The sequence below is a fragment of the Spirosoma flavum genome (assembly GCF_042686045.1).
GTDB classification, from domain to species: domain Bacteria; phylum Bacteroidota; class Bacteroidia; order Cytophagales; family Spirosomataceae; genus Spirosoma; species Spirosoma flavum.
This window is the reverse complement of the sequence record NZ_JBHUOM010000048.1, coordinates 231256-244795: the sequence shown is the minus strand read 5'-3', so window position 1 is coordinate 244795 and position 13540 is coordinate 231256. Positions and strand designations below refer to the sequence as shown.

General features: G+C 47.7%; 11 protein-coding genes. 3 read left to right on the top strand and 8 right to left on the bottom strand.

Going from position 1 to position 13540, the window contains the following annotated elements; translation table 11 throughout:
* Positions 1-73 precede the first annotated feature (73 nt).
* Complete coding sequence (locus tag ACFS25_RS30080; RefSeq protein ID WP_381508663.1) at positions 74-2140, top strand: OPT family oligopeptide transporter; 2067 nt, start codon at positions 74-76, stop codon at positions 2138-2140.
* Positions 2141-2159: 19 nt separating this feature from the next.
* Here ACFS25_RS30080 and ACFS25_RS30075 read toward each other — a convergent pair whose 3' ends face one another.
* The 5 genes from ACFS25_RS30075 to ACFS25_RS30055 all read right to left on the bottom strand — a co-directional run bounded on the left by ACFS25_RS30075 (position 2160) and on the right by ACFS25_RS30055 (position 6203).
* A complete protein-coding gene (locus tag ACFS25_RS30075; protein ID WP_381508661.1) occupies positions 2160-3287 on the bottom strand; it encodes a DmpA family aminopeptidase in 1128 nt (375 codons plus the stop codon).
* 196 nt (positions 3288-3483) lie between these two features.
* Positions 3484-4224, bottom strand: a complete 741-nt coding sequence (locus ACFS25_RS30070) for a ferredoxin reductase (RefSeq protein WP_381508659.1) — start codon at positions 4222-4224, stop codon at positions 3484-3486.
* 17 nt (positions 4225-4241) lie between these two features.
* Positions 4242-4856: a sulfite oxidase-like oxidoreductase gene (locus ACFS25_RS30065; protein ID WP_381508657.1), complete on the bottom strand. Its 615-nt coding sequence runs from the start codon at positions 4854-4856 to the stop codon at positions 4242-4244.
* Between the two features lie 119 nt (positions 4857-4975).
* The gene (locus ACFS25_RS30060; protein WP_381508656.1) at positions 4976-5278 is read right to left on the bottom strand and encodes a chaperone modulator CbpM; all 303 of its coding nucleotides are present in this window, start codon (positions 5276-5278) and stop codon (positions 4976-4978) included.
* A gap of 13 nt (positions 5279-5291) precedes the next feature.
* On the bottom strand, positions 5292-6203 hold the full coding sequence (locus ACFS25_RS30055; protein WP_381508654.1) for a DnaJ C-terminal domain-containing protein: 912 nt from the start codon (positions 6201-6203) through the stop codon (positions 5292-5294).
* 448 nt (positions 6204-6651) lie between these two features.
* Between ACFS25_RS30055 and ACFS25_RS30050 the strand changes: the two genes are divergently transcribed.
* Positions 6652-7257: a DUF3244 domain-containing protein gene (locus ACFS25_RS30050; RefSeq protein WP_381508651.1), complete on the top strand. Its 606-nt coding sequence runs from the start codon at positions 6652-6654 to the stop codon at positions 7255-7257.
* Between the two features lie 510 nt (positions 7258-7767).
* Here the strand turns inward: ACFS25_RS30050 and ACFS25_RS30045 are convergent.
* Both ACFS25_RS30045 and ACFS25_RS30040 read right to left on the bottom strand, forming a co-directional pair.
* A complete protein-coding gene (locus tag ACFS25_RS30045; protein ID WP_381508650.1) occupies positions 7768-8436 on the bottom strand; it encodes a hypothetical protein in 669 nt (222 codons plus the stop codon).
* Between the two features lie 135 nt (positions 8437-8571).
* Entirely contained in the window at positions 8572-11856 is a 3285-nt protein-coding gene (locus ACFS25_RS30040; RefSeq protein ID WP_381508648.1) for a S41 family peptidase, read from the bottom strand.
* A gap of 309 nt (positions 11857-12165) precedes the next feature.
* Between ACFS25_RS30040 and ACFS25_RS30035 the strand changes: the two genes are divergently transcribed.
* The gene (locus ACFS25_RS30035; RefSeq protein ID WP_381508646.1) at positions 12166-12651 is read left to right on the top strand and encodes a VOC family protein; all 486 of its coding nucleotides are present in this window, start codon (positions 12166-12168) and stop codon (positions 12649-12651) included.
* Positions 12652-12675: 24 nt separating this feature from the next.
* Here the strand turns inward: ACFS25_RS30035 and ACFS25_RS30030 are convergent, their stop codons facing one another.
* Positions 12676-13524, bottom strand: coding sequence for a 3-keto-disaccharide hydrolase (locus tag ACFS25_RS30030; protein ID WP_381508644.1), 849 nt, complete (start codon positions 13522-13524; stop codon positions 12676-12678).
* Positions 13525-13540: the final 16 nt, after the last annotated feature.

The following is a 13540-nucleotide window of genomic DNA, read 5'->3' as shown; positions in this document are numbered from 1 at the left end:
TCATCTTTCGGTATGTTTGGAGAATGTCTTACTTTGTCATGCTCAGGAATGAAGCATAACAAACCATAAGACGATGTCCTTAACCACGCATGTCCATAAACCGTTTGTGCCCGCAACGGAATCCCCCGCCGAGTTTACACTAAAAGCTATTATTACTGGTGCGGTATTTGGGGTGCTGTTCGGCGCGGCAACGGTCTATCTTTCCTTAAAAGCCGGACTCTCGGTATCCGCTTCTATACCGATTGCGGTACTGGCTATTTCGCTCGGGCGACGATTTTTGAACACCACTATTCTCGAAAACAATATTATCCAGACAACCGGCTCGGCGGGTGAGAGTATTGCATCAGGGGTAGTGTTTACCATGCCGGGGTTTTTGTTTTTGACCGCCGGGAGCGGAGCCGATTTCTTCAACTATTGGACTATTCTGACGCTGGCAATTCTTGGTGGCCTGATCGGTACACTGATGATGATTCCGCTGCGCCGGTCGCTCATTGTGCAGGAGCATGGTACGCTTCCCTATCCTGAAGGTACGGCTTGCGCGTCGGTACTGATTGCCGGTGAGAAAGGCGGTGATTTTGCCAAAACAGCCTATCAGGGTTTAGGTATGGCTTTGCTATACGCTCTGTTACAGAAGGTATTGCATGTTATTGCCGAAGTGCCGGTCTGGGCAACCAGGCAAACAAACCGTTATTTTCCATCGGCGCAGATTTCCGGGGAAATAACGCCGGAGTATCTGGGCGTTGGCTATATTATCGGGTTTCGTATTTCAGCCGTACTGGTTGGGGGTGGTATTCTGGCGTGGCTGGCGCTAATTCCATTACTGGCGTCGGTTGTACCAGGCGACACGATTGCCCTGCAATTACAGAAACTTGGGTATTTAGCTAATCTCCAAACAGCAGGCGGACCCGGTGGCTGGAATCCAACCACGCACACATTTTCTGACACAGCAGCGGCTATATACCGAGCTTATATTCGACAAATTGGTGCAGGGGCCGTCACAGCAGGTGGTTTCATGACACTTATAAAAACCATCCCGACCATTGTGTCTTCGTTTCGTCAAAGCTTTAGTCGAGCGTCTATCAGTGCCATTGAGACAGAAAATGCGTTGAGTGAAAGCCCCCGTACCCCGCGCACTGAGCAGGACTTAAGCGTTCGGATTGTCGTTATCGGGAGTATCGTGTTGGCGGCATTAATGGTCGTACTCCCACAAATTCCGGGCGATTCGTTGCTAACCAAGTTGCTGATTGCTGTGCTTGTAATCGTCTTCGGCTTCTTTTTTGTGACCGTCGCCAGCCGGATTGTGGGGTTGATCGGGTCGAGTTCGTCGCCTGTATCAGGTATGACCATTGCTACTATTATGGGAACATCACTCGTTTTCATTGGTTTTGGACTGACAGGAAAGGCATACGAACCGGCTGTATTGGTTGTAGGGAGTATGATTTGTGTAGCCGCGGCTAATGCCGGTGGTACCTCGCAGGATCTAAAAACAGGCTATATCGTCGGGGCAACACCAAAATACCAGCAGATGGCTTTATTTATTGGTGTCATTGTCTCCTCACTGGTGGTTGGCGCAACCGTAAAGATTCTAGACACGCCCACCCCTGATCTGATAGCCCAGGGTATCACTCACGCCATCGGTTCCGACAAGTTTCCGGCTCCACAGGGAACGCTTATGGCAACGCTCATCAAAGGGTTGTTGTCGTTCAGCCTTGATTGGCAGTTTGTGCTGGTCGGCGCGTTTATCGCCTTTGTCTTCGAGTTAGTCGGTGTCAGTGCACTGGCGTTCGCCGTGGGTCTGTATTTGCCTCTATCAACTACACTGCCCATTTTTGCGGGTGGTCTGGTTAAAGCTATCGTTGACTGGAACGCTAAGCGAAAAGGCACCGTAGAGGCAGATGCTGACTTGGGGAAAGGTAATCTATTCGCGACGGGATTGGTAGCTGGCGGTGCCTTAGCGGGTGTTGCCGTGGCTTTATTGTCGGTTAACGATTCTATCTACAACGCATTGGCATCGCTAACGCTGGAACCTATGTTGGGAAGCGTCTTGGGCGAAGGTGGCTACATGTTACTGGGCGCATTGATTTTTGCCGGACTTGCCATAATGCTGTGGAGAGTAGCGCAGGGAAGACAGAATACGTAAGCTAAGAGTAGGTAAACGTTTATCGTGCCTGACCGGCTTTCTTCAATAACTCTACCACTTTTTCAATGGGCAACTTGTCAATCTGATGACCCTGATCACCGGAGAGGGTTTGGGCGGCAAACAGGGAGTTAATAATCGCTTCTTCGGTGGCTTCGATAGCGGCCAAAAACAGTGGTGAGACGTTATCGTTGCGTACTAATTTCAGTTCATCGAAGGAACTGGTCGTCTCGTGCGGAATGTGGTAGGCCGTCGATACTGCGATGACATAATCTCCACTGCCATTCGACGCAATTCCACCCGTTTGCGCCAACCCCATGAACGCCCGTTTGGCCAGCCGTTTAAGGTTTCGGGCATCTAATGGCGCATCGGTCAAGACAACCATCATGCACGAGCCATCGAGGTTCTTTTTAAAATCATAACGGCCTAGTTCCACGCCAATCGGGACGCCAGCAATTTGTAAAACACCCCCAAAATTTGTCTGTACCAGAACCCCCACTGTGTAGCCGCCCAACGACGCGGGTAATTTCCGGGATGAACTACCGATACCCCCTTTGAAACCAAAGCAAACAGTTCCGGTCCCGGCGCCAACATTACCTTCTTCGACGGCGCCGGTTTTTGCTTGCCGAATGGCGTCAAGAACATGCTGTTTCGTAACGTGCCGCCCACGAATGTCATTCAGAAAGCCGTCGTTTGTTTCGCCCACTATTGAGTTTACCGAACGTACCTGCTCGTTACCCTTCTGAGCCAACGTATAATCAATTAGTGCGTCGGCTGCGGTCGGGACGCTTAGCGTATTGGTTAAAATAATAGGCGTTTCGAGTGTACCCAGCTCTTCCACCTGGCTATATCCCATCAATTTGCCAAACCCATTCCCGATATAAATAGCAGCCGGGCTTTTCTGCTGAAATTGATTGCCGTCGTGTGCTATAATGGCTGTAACACCTGTGCGGATGCTCTTGCCCTCGTTGATCGTTACTTGCCCTACCCGAACACCCGGCACATCCGTAATAGCATTGAGAGGACCGGTTGGCAATACACCAAACCGAATACCGTACTCGCGAGGGCGTTTAGACGTCTGGGCCATTGTAGTGTGAACATTGATAAAAAGTGCGCTGATTACAAGTAAAAGGCGATATATGACTGGCATCCAGTTAATTGATTAATTAAGGGGCGTTCGATTGGCTAATGTATAGCAGTGACGATTAGTTGCTCAGTTTAAGTCGCTTACTGACTAATAGCACTATTCATACCCGTAATAATTTCGGCAAGAGTAACGACTATTCCCGAATTGGTCTATCCTATCAGCTTCTGTGATTATGACACGCTGTGAGTCGAAGAATTATCTATGTCCCGGTTGGGCCAAACCGCTCGGTTCGGATAATGGAGTCTGGTAAACCCAAGTCAACTAACGTATTAGCAACTTGTTCGACGAGTGAAGTAGGTCCGCAAACGAAACAGTTTGGCTGGCTCTCGAACCGTTTCAATACATCAGTCAGCATTGGCTGATCAACCCGACGTTGATACCCAGTCCAGCCAGATGGAGCCTGCCGGGTGAACGTGAAAATTAAGTTGAAGTGAGTGTCCTGTTTTGCAAGTTCTTCTAACTCATTTCTGTAGATGACATCTTCAGCCGTACGAATACTGAAAAGTAGCGTTGTAGGGTTAGTCGCGCTGATTCTGGCCCGATGACGGAGCATAGCCATCAGCGGCACTACACCAGAACCGCCAGCAACTAATAAAAGAGGTTCGGCTGACATGGTATCCTTCCAGACAAAATAGCCTCCAATTGGGCCGCGCACCTCTAGTGGATCGCCCACTGCGATACCATCATATAGATAGGACGAGACTTCACCATCATCTATGAGTTCAATGGTTAGGTCGATTTCGCCGGTCTGCTCTGGTGGTGATGCAATCGAATAGCTTCGTTCAGCCTGATAGCCATCTTCGGATGTTAGACGAATATCGTAATGCTGACCAGGTAAATGCGGTATCCACTGAGTCAGTTGTAGCGTAAACGTTTTTACCCGGGTCGTCTCCTGTACAATGGATTTTACCCGTGCTACCTGCCAATGAAATTTTTCCATGCTATAAATTAACTGGCTCAGTCGTCACTACGATATCGTTGCTCCTTCCAGGGATCACCGTACATACTATAGCCTCCACGCTCCCAGAAGCCCGGCTTATCTGTTTCCATAAACGTCAATCCTTTAATCCACTTGGCACTTTTCCAGAAATATAAATGTGGAATGACCAGTCTGGCAGGACCGCCATGTTCGGGAGCCAGCGGCTGCCCGTCAAAACGGAGTCCAATAAATGCTTTACCTTTAAGAAGATCAACGAGGGGGATATTGGTTGTATAGTCGCCGTAAGAGTACGCCATTACGTAACTGGCCTCCGGCTTCACATTGGCATGTTCGAGCAACGTATCAATACTAACACCTTCCCAATGCGTATCCAGTTTCGACCACTTCGTCACGCAGTGAATATCATTCGTAAAGGATTGCTGTGGTAATGCATTAAACTGATCCCAGGTCCACTGCATCGGCGTTTCGACCAAGCCATCGAGAGTAAACGTCCAGGTCGTGAGTGGAATACGGGGTGTTGGTCCGGCCGTCAACACCGGAAAGTCGCGGGTTTCGTATTGTCCGGGGGGAATTCGATCGCTAGACACAGACTCGCGCTTGCGTCCAAACCCTTTGTTGAAGAATCCAGCCATGATCTAAACCGTTTATTTTCTACAAGGTAATCCGTTTGATCTACACAGTCAATATCACCCTTAATTCACAAGCCAAATACTGTTTTTACGGCCATTTAACTAGGTGCTTAACACGATGATCAGTTATCAACCTGTTTGTAGAAAACCAGTTGATTTTGCAATTGAGTTACCTGATGCTGTAGACCTTCCACGCGATCTAACAAATCGGTTACCACGTCCAGATCGTCGGGGTGAATGGCAAGTTCCTGATGAAGCCGGACTAGTTTTTCCAGACGGGCTAATTGTTCTGGCTGAACATAGACCGATCGTTCTATCGTGATTGTTTCGACAAGCCCTCGCTGCTCAAGGGAGTGAACAAATGTAATTTCGATGTGGTGGTACACACAGAATTCACTGACGGGGATTAGGTTGTTAGGTTGCATAGGTTCAACCAGGTTATAAGGTGGCTAGTTTTTGGAATAATTCTTTTTGTTCGTCTGTTAAGTTCGTTGGCAGTTTTATTTGCCACTGAACGTATAGATCGCCGAACGAGCCGTCTTGTTTGTAAATGGGAAATCCTTTGCCTTTCAGCCTTACTTTCGTGCCGTTCTGGATTTCGGGAGACACCATCACCTTCACTTTGTTGGCTAACGTTTCGATGACTTTCTCGCCACCCAAGAGCGCCGTGTATAAGTCGACCTCTTCGGTGACGTACAAATCGTTTCCTTTGCGTTTATACCGGCTATCATCGGCGATAACGAATGTAATGAACAGATCACCATTTGGACCACCATTGACACCCGGTGCGCCATAACCAGCCAGCTTTATCTTTTGCCCGTTTTCGACACCGGCTGGTACCGTGATACGAATATTTTTGCCATTAACCGTCAGTGTTTGTTTGTGCGTAGTGTAGGCATCCCGAAGGTTAAGATGCAACTCGGATTGATAATCCTGACCTCGGAAGGTTGCCTGCCGTCGTTCGCTTCGTGTGCCCGCGTCCTGTCCAAACATGGATGAAAAGAAGTCGGAGAAACCAGTCCCACCAAAGCCATCCGAAAAATCATAATCTCCCGTACCCGTACTGCTTTGCGCATATTGCCGACCCGACTGCTGCTGTTGCCGGGCTTGCTCGAATTGCTCAGCATGTTGCCAGTCTTTGCCGTACTGATCATACTTCTTACGCTTTTCGGAATCACTCAAAACTTCGTTCGCTTCGTTGATCTGCTGGAATTTTTTATTGGCTTCCGCGTCGTTCGGATTTAAATCAGGGTGATGTTTTCTAGCCAATTTCCGGTACGCTTTCTTAATGTCTTCGTCCGACGCCGTTTTCGGTATACCCAGGACGCTATAGTAATCGATAAAGTCCATGCTGTGTTAGGGGCGGGTGTAAGTATGAATAATGGTAGTTGTTTCTATAAACCCGGAAGCAACGGGGAAGGTTGCGAGAGAAAAGAGAGGTACAACCGGTAGTCGTTTCAGTATACGCTATTTTGTTTGATTGCCCAAGAAATAAGCTTGACTTAACTAAAAAAAACCTCTTTGTATTTCTCCTGTTTTTGCTGAATTGTATTATTTCTATGAAAATTGTTTTTCAGAAAGTAGATTGTCCTAAAAATTAAGAATATTAGAAAAATGCAAAAATGCGTACTTAATAGGGACTTGTTGTACTTTTTTGATAAGTGACCTATTATGCTACTAATTAATTGTCTTTTTAGGTGAATTTTCCTTGAAAGACTGGTAATAAGGCTAATGCCTATTGCGCTGGATAGGCTTTTACACTCACCTTTGTCACGGAAAAATATAAAATCCATATCCAATGAAACAATTCCGTTTATCAATTGCTATACTACTTTCAGTATGGGGTCTGGCTGGCATGGGAGATGCTAAAGCCGACAATGGTTCAGTAACAAACGGGGTGAATGTTGAGAAGTCCGAGCAAAAGAAGGTACGCCTTAATACACAAGTAGGAGCAACCGTTGACGTGGCGATTATCGACGCCGACGGCAACGTGCTTTACAAAGGAGTTGTCGCTAAGAGCAAGCAGGGAACGACTTCGTTCAACCTGAATAGCCTACCCGATGGTCAATATTACATAACAGCGACTAACGATACGTATTGGATGTCCCAAGGGATAACAATAAAAGGTAACGCGCTTATCGTAGATGAGCATAATCTGCAACAATTAACGCAACCAACGCTGACAGCCTACGAAAAGAACAAGTTCGAAGTGAACTTGCCTGCTAAAAACGTAGAAGAAGCTAGCGTCGCTATTTACGATGCTCAGAACGTTCTGGTACAAGCCAACGCGTTCAAAGGTTCAGTTGGTCGGTTCGACCTGTCAGGCCTGCCTGATGGTGCATATACGTTCATCGTTGGCCCGAGTCAGAAGCAATTTACGTCGCGCATCGACATCAAACACTAAGCAAGTGATGGTTATGTAAATAGTCCTCTGACTATTATACTACACGTCTCAACTCAACTGCGGCTAGCCTTTTCGGACAAGTCCAGCCGCTCACCCAGATTCCCGCCCGCTGCATTCATACGAATGCAGCGGGCTTTTTTTTGAGATAGTGGGTCTTTTATACCTATGCAAATATCAGACAACAGTAAAACAGATAATCAATAGTAGTCTGCGAAGGGCTATTTTCTTATCAATATAAGAACTGAACTGACGAGACTATCAATTTTCTGCTACTGGCGAGCCTAAGGTTTCTCGAAAAAAAATTCTGGTTTTTCTTTACTCCCACAATACATACCTTTACGCTGTCAAAAATGAATAAAACACCGACAGGACACCGTTGGAGTTTGATTTTTTGCCCGGCTGGTCCGAACAGCCGGGCTTTTTTTGTGCTTAAATTTTGGTTACGGGAGGGTACTTCAGTACGTTATTTGTGTTCAATCACGTCTGATAGACTGAATTTATACGACCATTTTACTGTCGCTTGAACTGATATGTTTCATTGGGTTCCAGGATTGACAATGGTCCCTTAAAGTTATTACCGGAGATTGTGTACGTTACGTTCTCAAAAAAGGCTTCGCTAATCCAGGGTTCAAACCGAAATTCGAAGTAGTTGTGTGCTTTGTCGGTTATTGGAAATACAGAGTATCGATCCGGGCAAAGGTCAAATCGCAACGAAATGGCTTCGGCCTCCAATTTGGTGAATTCAACGGCTCGTTTTAGAAAATGGGCTTCTCCGTCTGTGTCCGTTCCTTCTCGCTGAATTTTAGCTCCACTTTTTATGGCGCATTCTACGTATTGTAGCAGTTGTTTATTCTGGTCAACGATGCGGATAGTAATTGAATCACCCGGAACAGTCTGGCTTGAGATAAGCGCAAAATCTTTCGGTGGACGAGGCCGACTGATTAACCGAAGCTGACTGCCCTGTTGTTTCCAAGTGCCATGTCCCAGTCGGTCGAGGGCACCATAAGAAAAGAAAAAGTCAAACGTAAAATCGGCGTTTAGTTTGATTCCTGCGCCAACTTCGCGGACACCAGTTAGATAGTATTCTCCAATCATTTTTTGGGAGGCAGTTTGCGCGACTGATTGGCCCGCCATCAGGCAGACTACAAACCAGAAGGCCAGTAGACGAATAAGGAACATGTAAAATCTATTTTGGCTGGAAAGCTATAGATTACACTCGTCAACTAAGAGCCTGACTTAATAAATGGAGTATACTGGTTAACAAATAGGGGAAAGTGACCAGTAGATAGCATTCCCCTATTTGCTACAGTTAGCTTATTTCCCCGTACTCAGCTTCGATGCTTTGGCCTCGTTTAACTCCTTCAACAACTCGGCTACGGCGGTGTCCAACTGAACATTTTTGTCGGTGTAACTCTCACCAACTGGCCGGGATACGGCAACATCTACCGGGCGCGGATTCAGTTCCATATTTTTGCCCATATGATCCGTAACTTTAGTGAACGGCAATCTCAGGTTCGACCCGTCAATGAGTTGCGCGGCTGAAGTATAAATAATCCAACCTGCTGTTGGCTCACCAATTACCTTGCCGACTTTGAGCGCACGATAACCTTCCGTAAAGTCTTCGGCATCTGATAGCGAGTGCTGGTTGGTTACTAAGATCGTGGGCGTTTCCAGAGCCCGTTGGCCTAATTGCGTTCGTGCGGGAGCCGATGGCAGTCCGCGTGAGGTCATCGTCATGTATCCCTTACGCGTAAACACGTCCAGCGCGTAGGCATTCACAAAACCACCATTGTTGTTCCGAACATCTACGACTACCCCTTCGCGGGCATGATTATCGGCGTCCAGATCAAGACTCAACTGCGATAATGCTTCGGCGGACATATCGTACATATGCACGTAGCCGAGCCGCCCGCCACTGGCTTTTTCAACATACTGGCGTTGCTGCTGCACCCATTGTTTATACAGTAGTCCTTTTTCAGTCGTCTGATTAACGGGCCGTATCGTCACTTCGCGCGGGATTCCGTCGGGCGTAGACGCTATCATGAGCGAAATTCGTCGGTTAATCTGGTTTTCCAGCAATTGATCCAGGTTCGTAGCGGCTGTAATTTTTGTGTCGTCTACCGCTACCAGGTAATCACCAGGTTTGATTGTTCCTAATAACGCAGCCGGACTCAACGCAATGACTTCAGTAATTTTCAACTTACCCTTGTTTTCGTACTCATCACGGTCGAAACGCAATCCAGTTCGGCCCGTTACCGTCTGTGTCGAACCCGCTGGAGCCGAAATCCCCGAGTGAGATGCATTCAACTCGCCCAGCATCAGGCTAATCAGCCGACGCAGTTCATCGGGTGTACGGGAGCCGGCTGCCAATGGTTCATATTCATTACGAAGGGCTTTCCAGTCTGCACCGTGGAAGGTAGAATCATAAAATCCTTTGTTCTGAATGTCCCAGGCCTGCCGGAAAACCTGCACTTTTTCGTCGCTGAAATCAACGTCCATTTCTGCCGTTACAGCCAGAGGTTTGGCTTCCCGTTTATCCAGAGCAATAGACTGAATTTTACCCTGTTCGAGGTAAAAAATTTCTTTACCATCGGCTGAGAATTGCGCACCGTTTTTGCTGCCGGGCGTTGAAGTCAGTTGCCGTGCTACACTCTGATCACGGCCTAACTCATCGAGCGAATAGGTGTATAAATTCTGCTGACCAGCAACAGTTGCAATCAGCAATAGTGTTTTGCCGTCCTTACTAATTGAATGTGCATCAACATCGACGCCCACGGGTAACAGGCTCAGCCGTTGGCGAATATCGTCAAAGACAATCTTTGTAGGACCACCCCGACCTGATTTAGCGGTATCGCCAAGCGCAAGCGTCGTAGTATCGCGAGTGGCTGTTTTAGCGATGGCGGGAGTCGTAGGAGCTGGCTTCAGTATTTTGGGCAATTCCTCATTAAACAAATCCCGAAATTGGTCTTCGCGAAATTTGGGCGAACGAGGCACCAAGTCGATTCGGGCAATTTGGGCGGTTTCAGTCCGCTGAGTTGTTCCGAACAAAATGTACTTACCGTCGGGGCTCCAACTCAAATTACCGCCAGATGTGTTGGCCAGAAAACTAATAGGCTTACTTTCTCCGCCAGCGGCTGGAATCACGGATATATTCCGAAAGTTTTTTGTCCCAAACGACGCAAATGCAACCCATTTACTATCCGGCGACCAGACAACCGTTCCACTCGTACCAAACGGCGGGCGGCCCAGATACGCTTTTTTTAGCAGTCGATCTTTTTTAGTTATCGGGTCGAGTATGCGCAATTCCTGCCCATTCCGAACGTACGCCAATGATTTGCCGTCGGGCGAGAATAAGGGAGATCCATCATCCAGGATACCGTCTGTCAGGCGGGTTTCGTCGCGGGTTGCAAAATCGTAGCGGTAGAGATGAGCCACCGCGTCACGCGTTGACACATACACAAGGCTACGACTATTTGGTGCCCAGACCGGTTGCGATTCATTGGCCGCGCTGGTACTAACCCGTGTTGCATCGCCCCCATCTTTAGACGATGCAGCAAATACCTCACCATGGGCAACAAAGGCCACTTTCTTGCCATCCGGCGATAAACTCATTTCGCGGAATTGATTCGTTAATTTCAAATGCTCAGCGGCTGGACTGGCAGCGACTCCGCGAAGCCGAATCGAAAGTGGAGCCGCCTGATGACTGGCTATGTCATATTTCCAAAGGCTAAAATCGCGTTCAAAAACAATACTCTTGCCATCGTAACCGATGGACGGCCACAACACCCGCCCGTTTGTAAACGCGGTTAGCATAACAGGTTTACCGCCGAGAGGTTGCGCCCATACGTTCTGAGTCTGGTTACGATCTGATACGTAGTAGAGCGTTTTTCCATCCTGACTCCACATGGGCCATAGTTCTTTCGCTCCACTTTCGGTAAGGCGCTCATAAGCTGATCCAGTCTTTTTAGCGTCAAGATGATATAACCAAATTTCAGCTTCGTCGAGATGGCTACGGCCTTTCCGCCACCATTGGTTAGAGGCTATGCCACGCGCTGAAAAAGCCAGTGTTTTGCTGTCAGGGGAGGGCACACCGTAAAATTCATTAGCATAACGGTCGGCTGTAACGGCCATTGGTGTACCACCCGTAATCGCCACCCGGTAGATGTCATTCATACCGGCAATATCCCGGCTGGTCGACTGAAAATATACCATCTTCCCATCGCGAGACCAGGCGTTTAGGACCTCAGCACCATCATCGTAAGTAAGGCGCTTGACCACACCTGTCTCTAGCGTGAGCAGGTAAATGTCGCCATTACCCGTGCGGGATGAGGCAAAGGCAAGATACTTACCATCTGGCGAATAGAGTGGCCGTGACTCATTATCCGGATGCGAAACCAGCAGTCGGGCTTCCCCTCCATTTGTCGGTACTGTCCAGATGTCGCCACCTGATACAAACACAACCTCCGTCCCGTCAGGCGAAAGGCTCGGTTCTGCAAAGGCGAATTTGGGGGTAATGGGTTGAGTTTGTCCCATTGATGGAGCAGACACAACCGCAACTAGTAAAAAACGGAGAAATAAAGATATTGATGAAGTGCGCATTAGGTTATTGATTTGGCTTCTACGAGGATTGGTTAATTCAGGTAAGAGGTACTAAGTAAATATAGAAAAGTCTATACAATTCCGTAATCCAGTATAAAAATACGGCTGCCTTCGCAGTATGGCAAATAAAATACGGATTGAACAACCTGGAGGTGTAACAAAAATTTAGTTAGCACATTCATATAGTTTTGAACCGGATATTCTTTACAACCGTGCTTGCCTGATCCAATCAGAGCGAGTAAACGAAAGTTTTATTTTTCGTGTTGCTACATCAAATTGTTAATTCATCTCCGTCTGTCTCAATAAAAAATGGCTGACTACATCATTCCCGCTCAAACTCGTATTGGCCACGTTCATCTGAAAGTAGCCGACCTCGACCGCGCATTAGGCTTCTATCGTGATCTGTTGGGTTTCTCGCTTATTACAAAATATGGAAACGAAGCCGCTTTTATTTCGGCTGGGGGCTATCATCACCATATTGGGCTAAATACGTGGTATAGCAAAGATGCACCACCAGCGCCTACGCGGTCTGCTGGGTTGTTTCATACAGCCATTCTATACCCTACACGTCGTGATTTGGCGGTAGCATTACAACGGCTCGTTGATGCGAAATATCCCATTACAGGTGCATCGGATCATGGCGTTTCGGAAGCTATATACCTAAACGACCCCGACCGTAATGGTGTTGAACTCTATTGGGATCGCCCGCAGGAAGAGTGGCCGCGAAAGCCTGATGGGTCTATCGAAATGTATACACATCCGTTAGATTTGGAAGGGCTATTGGGAGAGATATAATGACTTACCCATTAACTACCTAACCTACTGCTGAAGTAGCTCCTTGGGTAACTGGCTAATTTCCTGAATCTGGACGTTCCGGTAAAATACTTCGGCACCTTCCGACTGTAGTTGAATCTTCCCTTTCGTAAGCGGAACCGTTTGACCATTGACTAGGTGGCGCGTGTGCGTTAATACGAGATTGACTTTGCCGTTCATAACGTGTACACAGGTGTCGCCAAAACAGTATAGCTCCAACACATTCCACTGGCCGGACGTTTTCTCGCCGTCTGGATTCTTGAGACATGACCGTCCGATAGGTGTCTTGTCCTGAAACGTTATGGGTGTAGCGCCTGGTTGATAGACGTAAGTACCCTTATCATTTTTACGGGCGGAAATGTCGGCTAGTACGTTCATCACTCCCCAATAATCGCCACAATCGCCCTCCTGAACCTGCAATTCGAACGACTCCATCCACAGCATCGGCGTCCCATGTGGCCCAACGCTATGATAAAGCAAACCACTATCGCGGGGCTTGTCAAGTTTGGGCGGCCACTTCTGCGTGCCCCATTTAAACTCCATTTGGAGGTGGTAATTTCCGAACTCGGCCAGCGTATTAATGCCACCGAAGGTTTCTCCCGAAATCCGTAGAGCCGGTCTCCCGTCAACCGTAACAACCGAAAAAACATGATTTGGATCGTTGTTCAAACCCAGCGGGGGTGTTTTGTCATTCTTACTGTCTTTAGCATAAGGTCGATCCAGATACGTTTCCCAACCGCTAAGATCCTTCCCATTAAATAATGACTGCCAGTTAGCTGGTTTTTGAGACGATTGCGCAACGGCAGACGCAAAGATAAATATGCTGGCACAAGCTGACAGAAAAAGCAATTTCATTAAAATAAACTAGTTA

Coding starts and splice junctions, on each gene's coding strand:
- ACFS25_RS30075 (WP_381508661.1), bottom strand. CDS start 3,287: ATGCCAGTCATATATCGCCTTTTACTTGTAATCAGCGCACTTTTTATC.
- ACFS25_RS30050 (WP_381508651.1), top strand. CDS start 6,652: ATGAAACAATTCCGTTTATCAATTGCTATACTACTTTCAGTATGGGGT.
- ACFS25_RS30080 (WP_381508663.1), top strand. CDS start 74: ATGTCCTTAACCACGCATGTCCATAAACCGTTTGTGCCCGCAACGGAA.
- ACFS25_RS30070 (WP_381508659.1), bottom strand. CDS start 4,224: ATGGAAAAATTTCATTGGCAGGTAGCACGGGTAAAATCCATTGTACAG.
- ACFS25_RS30030 (WP_381508644.1), bottom strand. CDS start 13,524: ATGAAATTGCTTTTTCTGTCAGCTTGTGCCAGCATATTTATCTTTGCG.
- ACFS25_RS30055 (WP_381508654.1), bottom strand. CDS start 6,203: ATGGACTTTATCGATTACTATAGCGTCCTGGGTATACCGAAAACGGCG.
- ACFS25_RS30040 (WP_381508648.1), bottom strand. CDS start 11,856: ATGCGCACTTCATCAATATCTTTATTTCTCCGTTTTTTACTAGTTGCG.
- ACFS25_RS30045 (WP_381508650.1), bottom strand. CDS start 8,436: ATGTTCCTTATTCGTCTACTGGCCTTCTGGTTTGTAGTCTGCCTGATG.
- ACFS25_RS30035 (WP_381508646.1), top strand. CDS start 12,166: ATGGCTGACTACATCATTCCCGCTCAAACTCGTATTGGCCACGTTCAT.
- ACFS25_RS30065 (WP_381508657.1), bottom strand. CDS start 4,856: ATGGCTGGATTCTTCAACAAAGGGTTTGGACGCAAGCGCGAGTCTGTG.
- ACFS25_RS30060 (WP_381508656.1), bottom strand. CDS start 5,278: ATGCAACCTAACAACCTAATCCCCGTCAGTGAATTCTGTGTGTACCAC.